This window comes from Legionella sp. 39-23 (assembly GCF_001897665.1).
GTDB classification, from domain to species: domain Bacteria; phylum Pseudomonadota; class Gammaproteobacteria; order Legionellales; family Legionellaceae; genus Legionella; species Legionella steelei.
This window is the reverse complement of record NZ_MKTO01000033.1, coordinates 23,652-44,753: the sequence shown is the minus strand read 5'-3', so window position 1 is coordinate 44,753 and position 21,102 is coordinate 23,652. Positions and strand designations below refer to the sequence as shown.

The window sequence follows — 21,102 nt, the reverse complement described above, 5'->3', positions numbered from 1 at the left end:
GCAGTACTCAGGCTAGGTAACTATATTTTCTAGGTTTAAGATACCTTCATTAATACGAACGATTGAATGCTCTTGTTTACTAATTATGGCCACTAGCGATGCTGGATAGGCTGTAGAAGTAATGACATATTGCCCAGCCCTTTTTGTCAAATAAGCCATTAGTTTACTTTGATGCTCCTCATCAAGTTCTGCAGGTAGATCGTCAATCAAATAGAGGCAATCTTGTTGGAGCAAGTTTGCCTGAGCCAAACGCAATGCAAATAAAATAATTTTTTGTTGGCCACGTGATAAGACTTGTTTGGCTTTGTTTTCATGGACCTCAATCAAAATATCTGCTTGGTGCGCACCAAATTGCGTGTAAGTTTTTTGATTATCACTGATAAAACTTTCTTTTAATATGTGCTCTAGGTCCTTTCCAAGATTTTTTTTATCCCAACCTTTATAATAAACTATCTTACAAGCAAGTGTACTTAGCTCTTTAAGTACATCGCTAAATGCATGCTCCCATTGTGCAAAGTACTCTTCTCTAAGCAAATGCAGCTGGCTTGCTAATTGGCTTAATTGTTTATCCCAGGGGATAAAATGCTCATAAGCAGCATGCTGCCGCAAAAGAGCATTACGCTGTTTCAGCACTCTTTTATATTCTTTCCAAAGCGCAAGATAATTATGTTTCACGTGAAACAATCCCCAATCCAATAGGCTGCGGCGTATTGAAGGTCCTGCATCGATAATTTGAAAGATATCGGAATAAAAAACCTGACAAGGTAAAGCATAGGCCAATTGGCTAGTGGTAGAACAAAATTGATTATTCAGTTTAATTTGCGTTGGCTCAGAATAAGATTTTTGAATACTGATTGTTTCTTGTTGTTGTGCGCGTGCAAAAACCGTCAGTGAAGGTTGTTCATAGGAGATAATTGGCGAGATTTCGCGAGAGCGGAATGAATGGCCGCAACTTAAAAGGTATAGACCTTCGAGAATGGATGTTTTACCACTTCCATTTGGCCCACAGATAAAATTAAATCTGGGGCTTAAAGCAAGATGCACTGATGAAAGATTACGTAGATGATGAATTTTTAATTCAGAGAGGATCATATCTTCATAGGCATAATAATGTATTGATAATTATCATCATCTAATGATTCAATTAAAATACTACTGTCCGTATTCGATAAAGATAAACGGATTTGTCCGTCCCCAAAATGTGAAAGCACATCAAGCAAGTATGTGGCATTCAAACCAATTTTTAACTCATCCCCCTGAGTTTCGGCAATTAAAGACTCAACCGCTTCTTCTTGTTCATTGTTGTTCGCAATTAAAGTGAGCATACCAGCTTGTAGATGCAACATTACTGCTCGTGATTTTTCATGCGCCAAAATAACGATTCGAGACAATGAGCGTTTAAACACAGAACAATCAATAATGATCTGTTTATCCTGATTTTTGGGAATTGCTTTATTATAAGGCGGAAAACGTGCCTCAATTAATTTCGATAAAAACACAAACTGACGCGACACTAATTTAAAATGTGATTTACCTGCCGCTAATAAAACTTCCTCATCTTCAATGCTATTAAGAAGTCGTAGCAGCTCTTGAATCCCTTTTTTGGGTAGCAATAGTTTTTTTTCATTAGAATTAGCGCACTGATGACGACAAATCGCCATTCGGTGCCCATCCGTCGCAACGGCAGAAATAAGATTAGGTTCAAAATCAAGAAATAAACCATTAAGGAATACACGCACATCTTGTTGTGCCATTGCAAAATGAGTCGATTGCAACAACTTGAGTAAAACCAAACGAGGAATAGTTAACTCAACTTCATTGCACTCATCCTCACTAAGAGGGTAACTATCCGCAGGTAAAGTTGCAAGCTTAAACGAACTACGTCCTTGCTTAATGGTTAGAAGACTATTATTCACAATTACATTAGGACTGGCTTCATCGTCTAAAGAACGAATAATATCAATAAATTTTTTAGCAGGTACCGTAATACTTCCAGTCTGTTCTCCGGATTCACAGGCAACTTGGGCGGAGATTTCAATTTCTAAATCGGTAGCAGTAATTGTCAATAAGCCCTCGGCTAATTTAAAATAAAAATTTGACAAAATAGCTAAAGATTGTTTTTTATCCACAGCACCAGCTACTGTAAGTATTGGGGCAAGTAAGTCCTCTTTTTTAATCGCGAATTCAAACAAGATAGAACTCCATATTCACCTAAAATAACGAAAAAGTAATCGCGCACAACCTCGTTATCTTGAGGAGTTTAACGACAAAGGATCACTTGAGAGATCCTTCTATTTTACCATAATGCTCATACCACACGTCTGGAAATCCCTCACCAAGTTCGGGATGAGTTTTCAACAAACGATCTCATCTCATCAAGAAGACAAAATACGCATTAAATTTTTATAATCTTCAGCAAAATCACTATCGTCCTGAATCAACTCTCTAACCTTTCTGCATGCATGAATAACCGTTGTATGATCACGGCCACCAAAATGATCACCAATTTCTGGCAAACTGTGATTGGTTAGCTCTTTACTTAACGCCATAGCCATTTGCCTAGGCCTTGCAATAGAACGGCTACGTCGCTTTGACAATATATCTGCCACCTTGACCTTATAATACTCAGCAACCGTCTTTTGAATATTTTCGATAGTAACCAATTTATCCTGTAGGGCCAAAAGATCACGTAAAGCTTCATGCACAAACTCAATAGTAATTGGCTTTCCCGTAAAATGCGCATTAGCAATAACACGGCGTAATGCACCTTCTAGCTCTCTAACGTTGGAGCGAATCCGTTTGGCAATAAAGAACGCGACCTCATAAGGCAATTCTATATTCGACTGTTCGGCCTTACTGATTAAAATAGCAACTCGTGTTTCAAGCTCCGGTGGCTCAACGGCAACAGTTAATCCCCAGCCAAAGCGAGATTTTAAACGCTCTTCCATCCCTTCAATTTCTTTAGGATAACGATCACTTGTTAAAATAATTTGCTGTTGCCCTTCCAATAAGGCATTAAAGGTATGGAAAAACTCCTCTTGCGATCGGTCTTTCCCCGCAAAAAACTGTATGTCATCAATAAGCAAAGCATTTAATGAACGATAGAAACGTTTAAACTCATTGATTGAATTAGTCTGTATTGCCTTAACCATATCGGCAACAAACCGCTCAGAATGCAGATAAAGAATTTTGGCATCCGGATTATTCTTTAAGATAGAGTTACCTATAGCATGCATCAGATGTGTCTTTCCTAAACCCACTCCGCCATATATGAATAAAGGATTGTATGCATCACCAGGTCGCTCCGCTACTTGCATGGAGGCCGCTCGAGCAAGCTGGTTAGAGTTACCTTCAACAAAACTCTCAAAAACAAATTTTTTATTCAAGTGGCTGCTCTTATAATCAACCGCTTTTTTAGGTGCCGCCTTAATCGCTGCAGCGCTTGTTGGCGCCGAGGGTTTTGTTTCAGTTGTAAATGAACCTGAAGAACTTGAATCAGAGTCAGTGCTGGAAGTCTTGCTACCAATTTCAATAGAAATTGATTTAATCTCATCACCGCAAAATTGTTTAATCAATTCTTCAATTCGAGAAAAGAAATGCTTTTTTACCCAATCAACAACAAATCGGTTCGGTGCAAATAAAATGAAACGTTGCTCATCTGTATGAGCCTGTAAAGGACGCAGCCAGGTATTAAATTGTTGAGCAGAATACTCATCTTGTAACAGTCCTAAACATTTTTGCCAAACAGATGCTGACACAACATAACTCCTCATCAAAGAAGGGTGGTAAAAAGAATATTAAAACTAATTATCCACAGCATTTAAATATGCCACTGAAAGTACTTGGTCAGCAAGATAATTAAGCATGAAATTACTTCGCATGAAATAAAGAAGTAGAAACTTCTTCAGTTCACTAAGGTGCGGCTGCAAGCAAATTATACTCAGGCTTTAGAATAAAGAAAAGTTATCCACAGAAAAAAGTGTGGATATTTCAAAAGCCAAGCCAATAAAATGGGATTACTTCGGCAATACGCTTCAATTATAAGCGTGATGTAGTACATTCACAACAATGAAATAAGCAGTATGACACATATCATCTGCAAAGTTGCAAAATACATTTGGATTGAATCAACCGCCATATGCGATAGCGGCATGTAAGAATATGGCAGGGGCCCTAAGGCCCCTGCGCGATTTATAAACAAATTATGAATTTGGCGGTGGGGTATTAATAGTTTGTGTATTGGCAACTACAACACCACTACACCAAGGCTGATCTGCTGCAGCACAGCTGATATCTGATCCTCCTGTGGTTAACGGTGCAGGAGAATTAAGCGTGAAGTGGTACAGTTTATTTTGTGAATCTTCTAGAGTAATTTCACAAGGAAAAGAACTGCTTGGAAGCTGGAATGTAAATACGCCGCTGAGTGGACCCGATGAGGCGGTATGCGAGCATACTCCATACTGTGTATAGACAACCGTAGAGCCAGCCCCGGGACTAACAGTGATCACCTTTTGTGGATCATATTGCTGGGAATTTGGTAAACCCGTTGCACCGCCAACGGTGATAACCAGGCCATCACCTATAGCATTTATAAATCCGACCACATCATTTACAGAGTAAGCATAAACATTCATTTGCAGCGTTTGGTGTATCAGCTCAACATAAGGATTAAAATCTTGCGCATAGCTTGAATAATTTTTGTAGTTATTCTGTAACGCGGTATATGCATCGAATCCAGCACCACTGCTAGGTAGTCGTTGCGCATCACAGAAAGTCAAATAACCGTATAAATTTGCCATAGGCAGAGCAGATGGTCCGCTCAGAGGCGTACCACTATTACAAGCGGCGTAATTTGCACTAAACATATTAAATACTGCATTACAATTGGTATAATCTGGACTGGCCACATTATTGCAATTATTCCAGTATGTAGTAAGTGCCGCAGTTTGCGCGGTAGTGCTTGTTAGTTGTGGGTTTCCTATGACTACATTATAGGCTCCAGGAATCCGCGGATAAGGAAGTCCTGCATAGGTAGGCCACAGTGTTCCAGCTAAAAAGGTATTCAGACCATTTCTAAAGCTCGTTAGATCCTCAACTGTTCCAGTATATCCAACTAAATTCGAACCATAGGGCTCCATTGCTACTGGCAGATAAACCTGGTCAACAGCAGAATAATCATAGTTTACTGTAGTACGATTAATTGGATATGGAGGCGGATCAGCAGTAGTCACGTCTGCAAAAGTGTATTCTGTTAGCTGCTGAGGATCATTAGTGGGCATTATAGTATTTGCACTATAGACGCTTGTTTGTGAACAACCACTAATACAGGTTGGACCAGGAGTATATAAAGTAACTGGACTAACGCCATCTTCAATCTGAGTTTGGATTAAATAAGATTGCACATCGTAGATATAGACACGCATTGAAGACCACCAATCTACGAGTTGGTCAGGATAATGCCCTCCCATCGGGTTAGGAACCAAATAGCTGTAAAATGGTACGGATACTAGTGCAGATTGCATTGGAGGAATACCGTTAGTTCCATTCACATAAACTCGGTGCAATTTTGTTGCTGCAAAAGTATTATAAACGACATCAACTACTCCAAACTGTGCCTGCAGCCATGGATCAACAGTCAGGATTGGTGCTTCGATAACAGGATAAATCGTTTCCGAAGTATTATTGTAAAAAGAAAGTATCTTGATTGGCACATTAGATACTTGCACAGTAATTGGCGTGCCAACCACTGGGGCGGCATCATCCGCGGTAGCGGTTATCGTGATCACTGTGGAGCTATTTACTCCAGTTAAAGTGAAGGTTCCAGTTTGCGTGCCAACAATAGTTCCTGGTCCACTTATCGCAAATGTATACCTAATTTGATGACCTGAACTATCAGTAGCATTGGCAATAAAGCTACCAGCACCATTTCCTCTACTGTCTGCTTGCGCAGAACCACCGTTATAACCAGGCCAGGTAATCGTTGCCGAGGGTTGCGGAGAAACTGCTGTTGTCGTTATATCAGGAAGGTTGAGGTAATATATGGAGCCATCAAACACTTGCAGATGAAATGTCTGTGTCCCTGTTTTTAACGGATTAATATTGACCATAAATTGGCAGCTTTGACCTGAAGCAACTTTTTGGGTTGCACAACTTCCAGTCACGCTGGTGCCAATTGAATTTCCCAGTACTACACCTGCCAATTGGATGGCTGGAAAATGCATAGGGTTCCTATTTTGACATGTATAAGTATTGGCATAAGCCTGACCAACCTCAGGCCGCTCAGGAATTCCAGTATTCGTAATATCACAAACAATCTTATCCACCGCGTGACCAGTCATCGACAAAAAAAATAAGATGTTGAAAATAAAATAACGTATGTATTGTGTCACAGTCTTATCCTTAAATAATTTTAAAAATTTCGCCAATATTGAACATTTCAATCAGTAATTAATTAAAGAAATATGTTCCCTTTACAACAACAGCATTCGAATTCAGATTATTTTCAAGACGGTCATTACTCAGTGTGCCTTCACCATAACCTGTCTTGGCTTTTCCATAATAAGCCAGCTCATAGCCAACACTAATTTGACTGTTGTAATTAAGCCAATAATCAAGGCCTGCACCAAAAGTACCAGCAAATTGTGTTGTCGTTGCAGAAGTAAAACCATAACGCCGATTCATCAGGGTAGCTCCAGGAATGGGGCTATCAGAATAATTAGAAGCACGGTTTAATACAGCGCCTATACCACCTGAAATATAAGGCATGAATTGTTTCCATTGGTATACATCTAACTTCAGTTTTGCCATGAATAATTGTTGTGAAATATCATACTTATAAGTGAAGTTATCCGTATCTGGCAGGTCATTAACAAATATATGGCCATCGATACTTAAAGGAAACGTATAGGTATATTCAAAGCTTAAACTGGTTGCCGGAAGCCAAAGTGCTGGACGTCGCCATTGATAGCCGAGAAAACCGGAAATTTGTCCCGCACTACCTGAACTTTTGCTAGCATAGCGGTCATCTGGAAACCCAGGCATTCCTGAAGTAGCAAAGTTATCAGTATTCGTCCCAAAAGGATCCATCCATCCTCCGCCCACACCAATAAACCAGTGATTTGCTGGAGGAACACCATCCTTATCTTTATAAACAGCGGCTTTTTTGGTTACGACAACACGTTCAGAATTTTGCACCACTGGCACAGGATGATGTGCTGTTTTCGTTTGAGTTAGAGACACGTTATGGCGAGCTTGTACAACAGGTAAGCCACCACCAAATTTTTGACCAGCAGCTCTTACTTCAGTTGCAGAATGTAGTGGACCAAGTAACAGTTGGTAGTAACCATTTTTTTTCTTTAACAACACAGGATAGCTTGTTTTCTTTTGTGCTCGCGATTTTGCACGTAACGCATAGGATTTATTTTTATAACTCGCGAGTTGAATATAAAAATCACCAGCTGCATTACTTCTAAATTGCTGGGCCTGATGTAATCCATATATGAGCTGGGCTGACGACGAGGAAAAACTAATGAGCGAAAATCCAACAGCTATTGAAAGTTTTGAGTAACAATTCCACTTCATATTTCATCCTTAAATTATTAGGAAAATCCGTAAACAGAAAACCACACTGAGACTGAATTCTAACAAGCTTTTATAGATGAGGAAACCTTAAAGTTATTTTATGTCAATAACATCATCAACTTACTCGTCGCATTTAGCTTAATGACATGCAGAGTTGTCTTTCCTTGTCTTGTTGCGTTTGCTTGACTTGCTCCTTAGCAGATTGTGGCTTTTTAGCTGTTTCAAAAAACATATCTCGGAACAGATTATAAAAACTCTTTAACACGAGCGCATTTCTAACGGTCACATCATTATCGGCACGCTTTTGCGCAATGGAGGGAACTTTTTGTAGATATGCATAGCGAACCCGAGCTTCCATATCACCCTTTAAATCTTTTTCCCAACATGGATTTGCTGTAATTTGTCTGTCGCAACCCAATACCGTTAACTTTGATTTTTTAAGCGTTACACCGGGATTTAAAATATAGTGACGCATATCAGCAGATAACTTTTTTACCAACTCCGGTTGGTTTTGCCAAAAAGAAGTGGTGAGTAATGGTGAATTTGCACCATGGGCAAGCGTTACTCGCGGAACATGATAACTGCTAGAACAAAGAACTAAATTTGGTGAGCGCGATAAGTTGTAAGTTTTGCAAAAATTAGCCCAGTGCATATCGAGAAAGCGACTCAATCCAAGAACCTGCCCTAGAGTATTGTCAAACGGAATCCCGTCAATAATAATTAGCGCGGCAGGATACCCATTGTACTCTCCTTTTGCTTTTAATATTTTTCGCAGCTCATCATTTTGTCGCTGAACCCCATTAAAATAAACAAAAACAGGTTTATTAATGCCGTGGTTGCGATTGTTTTGTGTGCATTGTTTTGCAATGTTAACGCCATAATCCATCCGCCGAATCGTATCGGTCTCATCGTATTCCTTTTCACATAAAACGAATTTATCTGCTGCCTCCAAATAGGTCCCTGCAAAGCCGCTGCGACCAGAAAGAATCACAACCATATCCGTATCTTCTAAGGACACATGTTGCGCTCCAATCGCCTCAGCAAGTGCATACTCTGTTGTCAGCTCATTGGCATCAATAGGAAACTCGTTTGCTGAGGCAGTGGACTTCCCTAGTGCGCTCAAAATTGCTTTTGTAGATAGTGCCATGCTCGTGTTTTAGTTTGTTTTTTAATAGCTGAACTGTACCAGAAGAGATGAATAGATTATATGTTTTCGAGCAAAAGGATTTTCAAGCGTGGCTCGGGCCAAAGCCCGACCTATACCTCTGTTTCGATTGTTGTCTTAAATGAGTTTTGGAAATTCTTCTATACACCTATCATTCTCACCTTGGTATATGATTCTACCTTTAGTGATATTAACCTCATAACTTTTGGTGCCCGCTGAAGCAATACGTGCAAGAAAAGTAGGATAATCAATCGCTTGCTGTTGTATTTCCTTTATCGCATTTTTAACCTCTGACGGATCAAAGAAACTGAAGTTATATTGTTTATAAGTTGCAGGTAAAGTTTCTGTATGAATATTATTATCTGCAAAATGGTAGATGACCTTAGATTGAAGTATGTCGACTATATAGCGTGTTACACCGACATCGGCAATCGTTTTAACATGCTCAGGAAAAGTCGTCTGCCCTTTAAAACCAGCATGTAATGATTTTTTAATGACAGCAATAGTATTGGGTTGCACATGAAACATAACATTTTCTCCTTAATCATTTTTTGATAAAGGAACTATGCCACTTTATTTGCATCCAATATTGGAAAAACGCGACAATTTTATATTTATAGCATCACCCACTAAGATTACTCGGCTTAATCCACGAATATATATACTCTTGTAGCTAAATCTTAGTGGACAATGCTATATGTGCAGCATGAAACTGGCCAGGCGTAAATCCCGAGAACTGTTTAAAGCTATTAATAATATGGGCTTGATCATAATAATTGAGATGATCAATGAGATACTCCCAATGGGCTCCATTTTGTATCTGTTGAAGTGTTTGTCGAAATTGACTCAAGCGCAAAAACTGTTTAGGACTTATGCCAATCATGCTCTTCAATTTCCGCTCTAAGCTACGCTTGCTCATTGCATATTTTTTAGCAAGCTGCTCAACAGAGAGCGTGGTATCAAGGCATGGAAATTGTTGAACTAAATTTATAATGGCCGGAGGAGGCAATTGTGCTTTATTTGTTTTCAGTAAGTTAAGTAAAAACCTTTGCACCATACACGCCAATTCACTGGGTTCTGTAATTGGGTTGAGTTGCTCTTCTACATCTAATACAGGTGAACGTTTTATTATTTCTGTTAACCCTAATGCCTGATTGGTGAACTGATAAGCATCTTCTCTAAAAAATGCATTGATGCTCCAAGGATAAAGTGTAACTAAAACCGTTTTTGTATCAACAGTTTCTGGTTGAAATATCCGATATTGTGTTTGCATCCCACTTATCCCACAGTGGAATAGTTGGCGTTTTGTATCTTGTTCCAAAATATAAAGTGAACCACCGCATTGAAAGCCTAATACGACAAAGAAATCAGGTAAAACTCTATAAGACAAAGCATCTGCGGTTGTATTTGGGTTAAATAATTCAATGTCTATGCTTTTTACATATGGAGTGAGTGCAGGATGAATGGGTAAATTTTGGTGAGATTTAATCACTTGGCAAATCCTACTGTACTGAAAAACCATCACAGACAAAAAGTTCCCTCTAAAACACTTGAGGAACTTACCTTCGTCTAAAACGTTTAATATTTAAGCAATAAACTTAAATTGTACTGAAACATGCTGTCCCAAAACAAGTGATACCTACACATCAGGAAGAAGAATTTTTATCTGCTCTTTCAAGCAAAACTTCATTTTCCACTACAATAAATTTAAGAACATCAAAAAGGAACTTATATGTTAATGAGAACCAAGCGGTTTTTTCTACTTTCTTCCCTTACTTTTTTTACCTTATATCTACCTGCAATAACTTATGCGGAGGATAATTACAGCTCTAAGTTCATTAACGAAAGTAATAAAGGAGCGGAAAAATATACGCTTATTAAAACAAGAATGTGGCCAGAATCGGGATGTATTATTGAAAGTGGGCCAGACAAAATTTTACCGGGAGAGAATACACAATTGGTGATTGCCAAAAAACAAGGTTGCGATCAAGCCGGTATCGGCTACTCCTTGTACAAAGCAACCGACACCAAACAAGAGCATGTACTCGGCTATGTTTCTCACCGTTTTCGCGATGGCACGTTTAGTTTGCAAGTTTCGATTTTTTGTAAAAACAAACAGTGTGTATTTAGAGATCTGAATCCAGATCAAGACCGAAATTAACCTATATAATAAGCTATTAAATGTAGGTTAGGTCTTGACCCAACTTGCTTCAAAGTGAGATTACAAATCTGGATGAATGGTTAAAACAGTTTAATAGTGAGTCCTTTCTCCAAAACCAAGAAGTTCTCCCCGCTGGTTTGTTAATTCAAATTGCTCCGCTGTAAAACGGATTGCTACCGTTGATAATCCGGAACACATTTGTCGGACCAAGGCCCGACCTACTCGGGTCGGGCTCCTGCTTAACGGATATTTTTAACCCATTATTTCCATTTTAACATAATCTGTATACCCTTTTTCAGCGCCTCCATAGAACGTTGCAGGATCTGGAATAGCTAGAGGAAAATCTTTTGCAAAACGCTCGGGTAAATCGGGATTAGCAATAAATTTACTACCGAAAGAAACTGCATCAGCGAGGCCATCATTAATTGCCGCTTCGGCTGTTTGCTGATTGTAGCCCGCATTAAGTACCAGGAATCCAGAGAATAATTTTCTTATTGCCGGTGCTAATGGTTCTACTCCCTCAGGAAGTTGTGCGGATTCAACGAGATGTAACATTCCCAGATGCAGCTTTTCCAACTGTTCAACAAGGTAAAGATATATCTCTTTTGGGTTAGAATCTTGCATTCCATTGAATGGGTTATTGGGTGATATACGGACAGAAACGCGTTCTGATCCCCATACGTCAATCACTGCCTGCGTTAACTCAATTAAAAAACGGGCACGATTAATTACGGATCCCCCATACTCATCCGTTCTTTTGTTGGTGCCATCTTCCAAGAACTGTGCTGGCAAATATCCATTAGCGCCGTGAATTTCTACCCCATCAAAACCCGAGTCTTTAGCCAGTTGTGCCGATCTTTTAAAATCCGCAATAATTTCTTTAATTTCATACAGTTCTAAGGCTCTTGGCGTCACCACATCCTTAGGCCCTGAAAGAGTAAAAGACTGGCCTGAAAAGCCGATAGCAGAAGGCGCGACAGGCAGCGCGCCACCATGAAAGTCAGGATGAGAAACCCTACCTACATGCCAAAGTTGTAAATAAATTTTACCTCCTTGGGCATGAACTTTTTGAGTGACTTTTTGCCAGCCTGAAACCTGTTCCTGACTGTGGATTCCCGGGGTAAATATATAGCCTACACCCTGCGGACTTACTTGCGTTGCCTCTGTAAAAATAAGTCCTGCTGATGCTCTTTGGGCATAATAGTCAGCCATCAAATCAATAGGTATTTGCTGTGTGGCACGTGAGCGTGTCATGGGCGCCATAAAAACCCGGTTTTTAAATATCAGCGTTCCTTTGGTGAGCGGCTTTGAGAGTATTAAACTGTTCATAATAAATTACCTTCCATATCTAATTTGCAAATTTTAGGGCAATGTACCAAAATATATTTGCCGACCAACTAATTACAAATATAGTTGGTCGACCAAGTATTTGTCAAGACCAATAACCGGGGAGCCTCAATTGGTTAATATGAAAGGGAAAGCTGAAGAAGAAAAAAGTTCCTGCACAGATGAAGACGTTTTACGCTTTCCAAATGCGGTCAAAGGTAATGAGCTCAGTTACCTGATTTTTCTGCTTGCCAGAACGCATAGGGGAATGGCTAGCGAACTGTTACGACCTCTTAATCTCTATCCCGGACAAGAGCTTTTGCTCATGCAATTATGGGACCGCGATGGGCAAAGTCAGATTGAACTCATTTGCAGGCTTGGCCTGGATGCCTCCACAGTTACTAAAATGGTACAAAGATTAGAGGGGCAGGGGCATATCACCAGAATACCATCTAGCACCGACAAAAGAGTAATGCAGGTCAATCTCACTGCTACAGGAAAAAAATTAAGAGTAGAAGTTGAAAAAATGTGGGCAGCTCTAAATTCTGCGGTAACGCAAATCCTTGATGAAGAGGAGCAAGAACAAATAAGCACCCTTTTAAAAAAAATCGTATTAGGCATGCCCAAAGGGATTAAATAAAACAGAGAATGGCTGGAGGTTTATGGAAATTGAGGAACAAATTTCTGACATGCAAAAATGGAAACGAGTCTTAATCCTTATTGCGCATTAAACTTTTACCTCTCCCCTATTACGCTTTTTTTTCACACCAACACAAACTTACTCATCTCCACTTTGCCCAACTAAGACTCATTTGCGTTTCTAAAATCGAAAGTCTAAACAGGTTTTTCGTGTGAAAGAATATATTTGTTTAAGCGCATGCGTTGCCTAAAATATACTTTATAGCAAAATATAGCATTTAATATCAAAATACTATATTCTTCCTTTTTTTTGGAGAACAATATGGGTATCGTAAAAATTTCTGATGAATTACACGAGGCAACAAAACTGATGGCAAGAGCAATGAGCCGCTCAATTAACTCGCAAGCAGAATATTGGATAAGAATAGGGAAACTGGCAGAAGAAAATCCATCCATTACTTATGCTGAAATGCTCAAAATTTTAATCAACCAAGCATCATTAGGTGAGATACACGATGTTAGTGAAGACGCCTGAAGAAATAGAAAAAATGCGGGTTGCCGGTAATTTAGCGGCATCAGTACTGCACATGATAGAAACCTATGTTGTTGCTGGGATCAGTACCAGTAGGCTGGAGCAAATTTGTCGTGAATACATCATTAACGATTTGGGTGCAATCCCCTCAACATTAAACCATTATGGTTTTCCTGCATGCATTTGCACCTCGATAAATCATGTGGTCTGCCATGGCATACCTTCTGATAAAATACTTAAAAATGGCGATATTATTAACATTGATGTGACGGTACAAAAGGATGGTTATATCGGCGATACGAGTAAAATGTTTCTCGTTGGTCCTGTAAAACCTTTTGCTAAAAAATTAGTAGACACTACCCAAGAGTGTCTCTATAAAGCCATTTCAATAGTGCGTCCAGGAGTGCGGCTTGGTGATATAGGAAACATAATCCAAACACATGCTGAACAAAATGGATATTCAGTAGTGCGTGAGTATGGTGGTCATGGCATTGGTCGTTCAATGTGGGAAGAACCTGATGTGATGCATTTTGGCAAGGCAAATACCGGATTACCATTACATGCAGGAATGACGTTTACCATTGAACCAATGCTCAATTTAGGTCGCAAAGAAGTGAAAACTTTAGGAGATGGTTGGACTGTTGTTACCAAAGATCGCAAATTATCCGCACAATGGGAACATACTATTTTAGTCACTGCAAATGGATATGAGGTGCTTACCTTAAGACCAGATGAGTCATTATGAGAACAAGCCAGGTTGCAAGCAACCAGGATTCCTATTTAATCAGCCATTCTTCCAGCTCGCACAGAAAAAGCGCCATAGTCAGCAAGCTGCATTTGTGTCATTCCCGCCTGCGCGGGAATGACACACGATTTTTTTCAACAACGCCCACTAGTGGGAGAGGGTTAGAATAAGGGGGAAATTTGCCATTTTTATTTCTAGTTCGACAACCCCGACAAGTGATGCTTGCCCCTACAGAGTAGCTATTTGTTTCGTTTAATAACAGTGAGGAATATGTAATCTCATAAGCGAAAAATGGTTTGGCCACACTCTATTTTTTGCATAGGCGGCTCTTGTGGTTTTGCAATAGTAATAAAATGCCTCATCATGTAACCACTGAATTTATAATAACCAGGGGAGGCCATTATATCCTTTTGTAAGTCCCTAATATCAGGTAGGGTCACTTCTAAGCCCTTTTCAATCAGTGAAGTTAACCGTTCATCAGTATGATGTGGACATAATTTGCCAAACTCTTCTTTAATCCTTGATGTTATAGGTGCTTTAATTTGTTCCCAAATTACCGAGATTCCTTTAAATCGGATACAATTCAATATTGGCATCACCATCATGCACGCATCTGCAGTTTTTGGTGAGGCTAAATTTTTTAAATATTTCATGGCCTCTTCTACAACAATGGCACGCATTTTGGTGAATACTTCATCGCTGAGGAGTATTTCTGTTATTGCATCATTAAAAGAAATAAAATCTTCTTTTTTCTGGCTATAAATCAACATTTCCCCTGACTCAAAATCATAAAACCAGGCATGTAGTTTAAGCTGTTTATTCGCAAGCTTCCTAATGACAGCAGGGTGTGTTTGCAAATGTTCTATTTGCATTAAAACGTTCTCTTTAGTCGTGCAAACCAAAGAATGTTCCGTACACTCGGGAAATTTTATTTTAAGTTTTTCTAGCGTAGGTTTTGCATAAATTAACCATGAAGCAACGGCTGGTAATTCTTTATCTAGATGAGGATTCATTAATCCTTTCATTGCCCCACAATGGGAGTGACCGCAGACAATAATGTCTTTAACGCCCAATACATCTACTGCATACTCCACTGCGGCTGCCTCTCCAGAGGGCGTGGACGAATAAAAAGGTACAAGATTACCAACATTGCGAGTAACAAATAGCTCGCCAGGATCAGTATCCGTAATGAGTGAGGGAATCACTCGCGAATCAGAACAAGAAAACAAAAGCGCTTTGGGATGCTGTCCTTGTGCTAAAGATTGAAATAGTTCCTTCTTTTTAGGGAAGTCATTTTTTCTAAAATGTAGCACGCCATCTAATAGTTTACTCGTCAACAAGGCATTGCTATCTACTAAAGAGTGGTTTAGCTGCTCGATAGGTAAAAATTGGCTTGTCGCTTGGTCATGGGCTAGTATTTGCCCAGTTTCAAATTCATAAATCCAACCATGAATGCTTAACTTACCCTTTTCAAGTTGTTCGATGACAGCAGGATGTGTTTTTAAGTTTGCAATTTGTGTTAGAACATTTTTTTCTGTAATACATGCTAAAGAATGATGATGTAAATCATCCTGCACATTCAGCATAGATTTTGTTTCTGCTAACCAGTCAGCAACAGCAGGTAAAGTCTCTTCAAGATTAGAGGTTTGCAAGGCCCCCATGGCTCCGCAACGAGAATGACCACATACAACTATTTCTTGTACGCCCAGTACTTTAACTGAAAATTCAATAGCTGCTGCAGTACTTGAAGGATCTGTGGAGTACGGATTAATAATATTACCAACATTACGGGTAATAAATATGTCTCCAGGTCCTGTATGCGTAACAAGAGCTGGAATGATGCGTGAATCAGAACAGGCAAAGAGAAGAGTCGTAGGGCGTTGTCCATTTGCCAAAGTAGTAAATAACTCTTTCCGTTTTTGATATTCTTGAGTTTGAAAACGCTGTACTCCTTCCATGAGCTTTAGATACATAGTTTCATCCCTGTTCAATGTGAGTAACCATAAAATATATAACCTAACTTATGCTTCATTACAAAATGAAAATTAGGATGCGTTTTTATAAAATCCGTTGCATAAGGTAAAAAACAAATGATAGAAAGTAAATCATTTTGTAGCAAATTACTTATGAATAACCCCGATCGAATAACGGGAATAAGCTGATGATAAAGCAATGAATAAATCAAAAAATAAAAATACTTACAATTAGATCACAGGCTTCAAAAGAGTTTACAAACAAAGTTATATTTAAATTAACTATTTGATTAATAATAAAATAAATAAGTTATTCACAAGAAACAAGATACATAATAATAACAAAAAATTAAAAAAATATATTTAATGAATTTATTAATAGGCCACTAAGATTTTTTTTAACCTGCCAGCAATATCAGTTTTTTTTGGGGGGGGGCCGGTAACATTCATTCTTATTACTGCTTTCACAAACAATGGGTAGTCCTTGGGAAATATTTCTCGGTAATTGGGCTCGATTTACTTTGAGTGAGAGAATACATGAGCTGCCTTTATGCGGTACAACAAAAGGATTGCCACAAATGCCGGTACCAGTGGTCACCTGAGTAATCATAAGAGAATGTGATTTATTAGACTGATTCGTCCTAATGAAATTAATAAACTTTTTTAAAACCAAACTAATACTTTATTTATTTCTTAAAAAGGCAATCAACATTCTTTGGCCTCTTTTACGCTAGTGTAAAGGGGGGAAATAAAACAATAACTGTGATTAAAAAAGCTTTTAACTCATTTCGGCACATCAAGAAGCCAATAAAATGGCGGAATTTAAATCACCTTGTGTCAAGTTACTTATGAATAACCCCGATCGAATAACGGGAATAAGCTGATAATAAAACAATGAATAAATCAAAAAATAAAAATACTTACAATTAGATCACAGGCTTCAAAAGAGTTTACAAACAAAGTTACATTTAAATTAACTAGTTGATTAATAATCAAATATATAAGTTATTCACAAAGAATAAGGAACATAATAATAATAAAAAATTTAAAAAATAAATTTAATGAAGTTATTAGCAAACAAGTAAATCAACATGAAAAAAGATAAAATATACAAAAAATAATCAAAATCCAAAATTGACAGTAGAAAAAAAGTTCTCTATCATTGCCAACCTCATAATTTTATTAGCAGGTTCATCATGAAACGTACCTTTCAACCCAGTAATTTAAAACGCAAACGTGATCATGGTTTTCGTGAGCGTATGGCTACTCGTGCAGGTAGATTAGTAATTAAACGTCGTCGTGCTAAAGGCCGTAAACGTTTGACTGCGTAAGTGTCTGCATTTAAAAAAACACAAAGATTATTAACAAAAAAAGATTATAATCATGTGTTTGAACAAGCAAAAAAAATAGTAACATCCGACTTTGTCATTCTCTTTAGAGAGAATCATTTAGGTTATGCAAGACTTGGGCTGGCGTTATCAAAAAAATTGATAGCAAAAGCCCATGATCGAAATCGTATCAAACGGCTGTTAAGAGAAAGCTTTCGACAAGAAGAATTACCTGCAGTAGATGTGGTTTTTTTAGCAAGACAAGGCGTAGCAAAACAAACAAATGCGATTATAAACGCTAGAATGGGCAAAACATGGAAAAAATTAATCTCATGTTACGAAAAATAGTTTGTTTACCCATCAAACTATATCAATATTTGATTAGCCCCTTGTTAAAACCAAGTTGCCGATATTACCCAAGTTGTTCACAATATGCCGAAAGTGCTATCCAACAATGTGGCATAACCAAAGGTTTGTGGATGGCTTTAAAAAGAGTATTGCGTTGCCACCCATGGTCACGTGGTGGTTACGATCCGGTACTCCCCAACAACGAGAATCATTGATGGATATACGACGTATTGTTTTATATATGGCGCTTGCGCTAGTTGGTTTATCACTTTGGAATGCCTGGCAGGTAGATTATCCTCCTAAGCATTTGCCAATTGAAAATGCAGTTAGCCAAGAGAATAATGCACAACCATTGTTACCCCAAGTAGCTCCGTCCAACAATACGAGTACTCCTACATCAACTCCCGCATCTCCTACTGTAGAACAAACTAAAAACAGTAATGCACCGTTAGTTCGTGTTAAAACAGATGTTTTAGATGTGAGCATTGATTTACAACATGGCGACGTAGTTTCTGGACAACTCCTTGATTATCCTCAAAGTGTAGACGAAAAAAATAAACCGTTTCTTCTATTACAAAATCAGCCTGGTGAGCGTTATGTTGCTAACAGCAGTCTTTTTGTTCCTTCAGGACAAAATGTGCAAATGCTCAATTTGAATTTCACAACACCGCAACAACAATACGAATTGACTCCTGATCAGAAGCAATTGGTCGTCACGTTAAGCGGAAAAACTGATCAAGGGCTCGAAGTAAAAAAAGAACTTATTTTTACTAAAGGCAGCTACCTCATTGATGTCCATTACAAAATTGTTAATAAAAGCAGTACCGACTGGACTGGCTATTTGAACACGCAACTGTTACGTAGCTCACCCAAAGAAGACAAATCAAGTGTATTTCATGTTGGCTCATATACAGGTGCTTCCTATTCTGAACCAGGAAAACACCGCTATCAAAAAGTAAGCTTTAGCGATATGAATAAAGCCAATCTGGATGTAGATAGTAAAGGTGGTTGGATTGCCATGCAGCAACACTACTTTTTAAGTGCCTGGATTCCAGATGCGAATTCGAATAATAAGTTTTACACTCGCTCTGTGAATAACGATTATACCATTGGTGCTGTTGGACAACCGATTACCCTGAAGCCTGAAGAGCAAAAAACAGTTAGTGCTCAATTGTATCTAGGTCCAGAAATCACCAGCGTATTAAAAAGCATTGCCCCCTCGCTTGATCTGACTGTGGATTATGGAATTTTATGGTTTTTATCGTCCTTATTATTCTCGTTGATGAAAGCAATTTATAATGTTGTTGGTAACTGGGGCTGGTCTATCGTTTTAGTTACAGTCTTAATTAAATTAGCATTTTATCGATTGTCTGCTACCAGCTATAAATCAATGGCTGGGATGCGTAAGTTACAACCTAAATTACAAGCTTTGCGCGAACGTTATGGTGATGATAAAGCCAAAATCAGCCAGGCTACTATGGAGTTATACAAGCAAGAAAAAGTAAATCCTTTAGGTGGTTGTTTACCTATCGTGATTCAAATTCCTGTCTTTATTGCTCTGTATTGGGTTTTATTAGAAAGTGTTGAGTTAAGACAAGCACCATTTATTTTCTGGATTAAAGATTTGGCTTCGGCTGATCCCTATCATGTATTGCCATTAATTATGGGCGCGACGATGCTGGTTCAACAAAAATTAAATCCAGCGCCTCCAGATCCGATGCAAGCAAAGATCATGATGTTTTTACCGGTGTTATTTACAGGCTTGTTTTGGAGTTTTCCAGCTGGTTTGGTATTGTACTGGATTGTGAATAATACTTTATCCATATTGCAACAATGGTACATTACACGTAAGTACTCTGATGAAAAACCTGCAAAAAAACTTGTTCCTGCTAAATAAATGTCTACAGAAACTATAGTTGCTATAGCTACCCCACCTGGAAGAGGTGGGGTAGGAATTATCCGCTTATCAGGACCAAAAGCATACTCCACTGCTGTTTCTCTTAATGGCAATAAGACATTAAAACCTCGTTTGGCGACTTTTTGTTCCTTTTATTCATTGTCAAAGAAAGAAGAATCCCAACAATTCGATGCTTTAATTGATCAAGGGATAATGATTTATTTCAAAGCACCACATTCTTTTACTGGCGAGGATGTTGTTGAAATTCAAGCGCATGGTTCTCCTGTGGTTCTCGATATGCTCACCAAAGCCTGCATTCAACTTGGAGCACGCTTGGCGCGACCAGGGGAGTTTTCTGAACGCGCTTTTTTAAATGATAAAATTGATTTGACGCAAGCTGAAGCAATCGCTGATTTAATTCAAGCCAGTTCGCAAACGGCAGCACGCATGGCTTTAAAATCATTACAAGGTGAATTTTCAAATAAAATTAATCAATTAAATGAAAAAATTATCTATTTACGCTTGTATGTAGAGGCTGCAATTGATTTTCCAGAGGAAGAAATTGATTTCCTCAATGACGGTAAAGTTGCACATTTGTTACATGCTGTTTTAACTGAATTAGAAGCAATACGTGCTCAAGCAAATCAAGGTGTTATCCTTCGCGAAGGTTTATCAGTAGTGATTGCAGGGAAACCTAATGCGGGTAAATCAACTTTAATCAACTGTTTGGCCGGACGTGACATAGCCATAGTGACTGAAATTGCAGGTACTACGCGTGATGTGATGCGTGAACATATTCTATTGGATGACATCCCGCTACACATTATTGATACTGCGGGCTTGCGTGAGTCTAATGACGTAGTCGAAAAAGAGGGAATTAAACGAGCGTGGCAAGAGTTAAAGAAAGCCGATTGTGTATTACTTGTTGTTGATGTGAATGATTTGGAACAGCATCATCATTTAACTAAAGAAATTAAGTCTGCACTACCTTCGGAAGTTCCTATTATTACCGTGTTCAATAAAATTGATACCTTAGGACACACTACGCAAATACAGGATCATAGCGTCTATATCTCTGCAAAATCAGGAGAAGGAGTTGATGGACTGAAACAACTAATAAAACAAGTTGTAGGTTATCAACCGAGCGAAGGACACTTTCTTGCAAGAAGACGTCACTTACAAGCATTAGATGAGGCAAAAAATATACTATCTATTGGCCAACAACAACTGCTTGAACATCGTGCTGGAGAATTATTAGCAGAAGATTTACGCCAAGCACATCAATGTTTGTGTGAAATCACCGGCGAATTCAGTTCCGATGATTTATTAGGACGCATCTTTTCCAGTTTTTGTATTGGTAAATAAATTTATTGATATTGAGAGGCCCTCAATGGGAGCTGAATGTAT

Annotated in this window: 19 protein-coding genes; 9 read left to right on the top strand and 10 right to left on the bottom strand. The window is 38.6% G+C overall.

Going from position 1 to position 21,102, the window contains the following annotated elements; translation table 11 throughout:
• Positions 1-12: 12 nt before the first annotated feature.
• From recF to BGO44_RS11975, 8 genes are all read right to left on the bottom strand, one after another.
• Complete coding sequence (gene recF / locus BGO44_RS12010; protein ID WP_058511413.1) at positions 13-1,092, bottom strand: DNA replication/repair protein RecF; 1,080 nt, start codon at positions 1,090-1,092, stop codon at positions 13-15.
• The gene (dnaN, locus tag BGO44_RS12005; RefSeq protein ID WP_058511412.1) at positions 1,089-2,192 is read right to left on the bottom strand and encodes a DNA polymerase III subunit beta; all 1,104 of its coding nucleotides are present in this window, start codon (positions 2,190-2,192) and stop codon (positions 1,089-1,091) included. Before dnaN ends, recF begins: the two co-directional genes overlap by 4 nt.
• A 183-nt stretch (positions 2,193-2,375) precedes the next feature.
• Positions 2,376-3,758, bottom strand: coding sequence for a chromosomal replication initiator protein DnaA (gene dnaA / locus BGO44_RS12000; RefSeq protein WP_058511411.1), 1,383 nt, complete (start codon positions 3,756-3,758; stop codon positions 2,376-2,378).
• 444 nt (positions 3,759-4,202) lie between these two features.
• Complete coding sequence (locus BGO44_RS11995; protein ID WP_273201020.1) at positions 4,203-6,389, bottom strand: hypothetical protein; 2,187 nt, start codon at positions 6,387-6,389, stop codon at positions 4,203-4,205.
• A 58-nt stretch (positions 6,390-6,447) separates the two neighbouring features.
• On the bottom strand, positions 6,448-7,581 hold the full coding sequence (locus BGO44_RS11990; RefSeq protein WP_273201021.1) for an SPOR domain-containing protein: 1,134 nt from the start codon (positions 7,579-7,581) through the stop codon (positions 6,448-6,450).
• A 133-nt stretch (positions 7,582-7,714) separates the two neighbouring features.
• Entirely contained in the window at positions 7,715-8,728 is a 1,014-nt protein-coding gene (locus BGO44_RS11985; protein ID WP_058511408.1) for a hypothetical protein, read from the bottom strand.
• 135 nt (positions 8,729-8,863) lie between these two features.
• Positions 8,864-9,274, bottom strand: a complete 411-nt coding sequence (locus tag BGO44_RS11980) for a DUF1398 family protein (protein ID WP_058511407.1) — start codon at positions 9,272-9,274, stop codon at positions 8,864-8,866.
• Positions 9,275-9,419: 145 nt separating this feature from the next.
• Positions 9,420-10,238 carry a helix-turn-helix domain-containing protein gene (locus tag BGO44_RS11975; RefSeq protein ID WP_273201023.1) on the bottom strand — a complete coding sequence of 273 codons (819 nt, stop codon included), beginning with the start codon at positions 10,236-10,238 and terminating at the stop codon, positions 9,420-9,422.
• A gap of 240 nt (positions 10,239-10,478) precedes the next feature.
• Between BGO44_RS11975 and BGO44_RS11970 the strand changes: the two genes are divergently transcribed.
• Positions 10,479-10,907, top strand: a complete 429-nt coding sequence (locus tag BGO44_RS11970; RefSeq protein ID WP_058511405.1) for a hypothetical protein — start codon at positions 10,479-10,481, stop codon at positions 10,905-10,907.
• Positions 10,908-11,159: 252 nt separating this feature from the next.
• Here BGO44_RS11970 and BGO44_RS11965 read toward each other — a convergent pair whose 3' ends face one another.
• Positions 11,160-12,236: an alkene reductase gene (locus tag BGO44_RS11965; RefSeq protein ID WP_273201026.1), complete on the bottom strand. Its 1,077-nt coding sequence runs from the start codon at positions 12,234-12,236 to the stop codon at positions 11,160-11,162.
• Positions 12,237-12,375: 139 nt separating this feature from the next.
• Here BGO44_RS11965 and BGO44_RS11960 point away from each other — a divergent pair, with 139 nt between their 5' ends.
• From BGO44_RS11960 to map, 3 genes are all read left to right on the top strand, one after another.
• Positions 12,376-12,873, top strand: a complete 498-nt coding sequence (locus tag BGO44_RS11960) for a MarR family winged helix-turn-helix transcriptional regulator (protein ID WP_273201058.1) — start codon at positions 12,376-12,378, stop codon at positions 12,871-12,873.
• A 321-nt stretch (positions 12,874-13,194) separates the two neighbouring features.
• Positions 13,195-13,407, top strand: coding sequence for a ParD-like family protein (locus tag BGO44_RS11955; RefSeq protein WP_058511403.1), 213 nt, complete (start codon positions 13,195-13,197; stop codon positions 13,405-13,407).
• Positions 13,388-14,149 carry a type I methionyl aminopeptidase gene (gene map / locus BGO44_RS11950; protein ID WP_058511402.1) on the top strand — a complete coding sequence of 254 codons (762 nt, stop codon included), beginning with the start codon at positions 13,388-13,390 and terminating at the stop codon, positions 14,147-14,149. Before BGO44_RS11955 ends, map begins: the two co-directional genes overlap by 20 nt.
• 278 nt (positions 14,150-14,427) lie before the next feature.
• On the opposite strand, the gene BGO44_RS11945 is transcribed toward map, so the two are convergent.
• Positions 14,428-16,122, bottom strand: coding sequence for a carbonic anhydrase (locus BGO44_RS11945; protein ID WP_273201029.1), 1,695 nt, complete (start codon positions 16,120-16,122; stop codon positions 14,428-14,430).
• 1,196 nt (positions 16,123-17,318) lie between these two features.
• Here BGO44_RS11945 and rpmH point away from each other — a divergent pair.
• The 5 genes from rpmH to mnmE are packed head-to-tail and all read left to right on the top strand — an operon-like array spanning position 17,319 to position 21,060.
• Positions 17,319-17,453, top strand: a complete 135-nt coding sequence (gene rpmH, locus BGO44_RS11940; protein ID WP_019232681.1) for a 50S ribosomal protein L34 — start codon at positions 17,319-17,321, stop codon at positions 17,451-17,453.
• Complete coding sequence (gene rnpA / locus BGO44_RS11935; protein ID WP_058511400.1) at positions 17,454-17,798, top strand: ribonuclease P protein component; 345 nt, start codon at positions 17,454-17,456, stop codon at positions 17,796-17,798.
• A complete protein-coding gene (gene yidD, locus BGO44_RS11930; protein ID WP_082650793.1) occupies positions 17,765-18,013 on the top strand; it encodes a membrane protein insertion efficiency factor YidD in 249 nt (82 codons plus the stop codon). The genes rnpA and yidD overlap by 34 nt, the downstream gene beginning before the upstream one ends.
• Positions 18,013-19,695, top strand: a complete 1,683-nt coding sequence (gene yidC, locus BGO44_RS11925; protein WP_058511738.1) for a membrane protein insertase YidC — start codon at positions 18,013-18,015, stop codon at positions 19,693-19,695. Before yidD ends, yidC begins: the two co-directional genes overlap by 1 nt.
• Positions 19,696-21,060: a tRNA uridine-5-carboxymethylaminomethyl(34) synthesis GTPase MnmE gene (gene mnmE, locus BGO44_RS11920; protein ID WP_273201037.1), complete on the top strand. Its 1,365-nt coding sequence runs from the start codon at positions 19,696-19,698 to the stop codon at positions 21,058-21,060.
• The last annotated feature ends 42 nt before the right edge of the window (positions 21,061-21,102 follow it).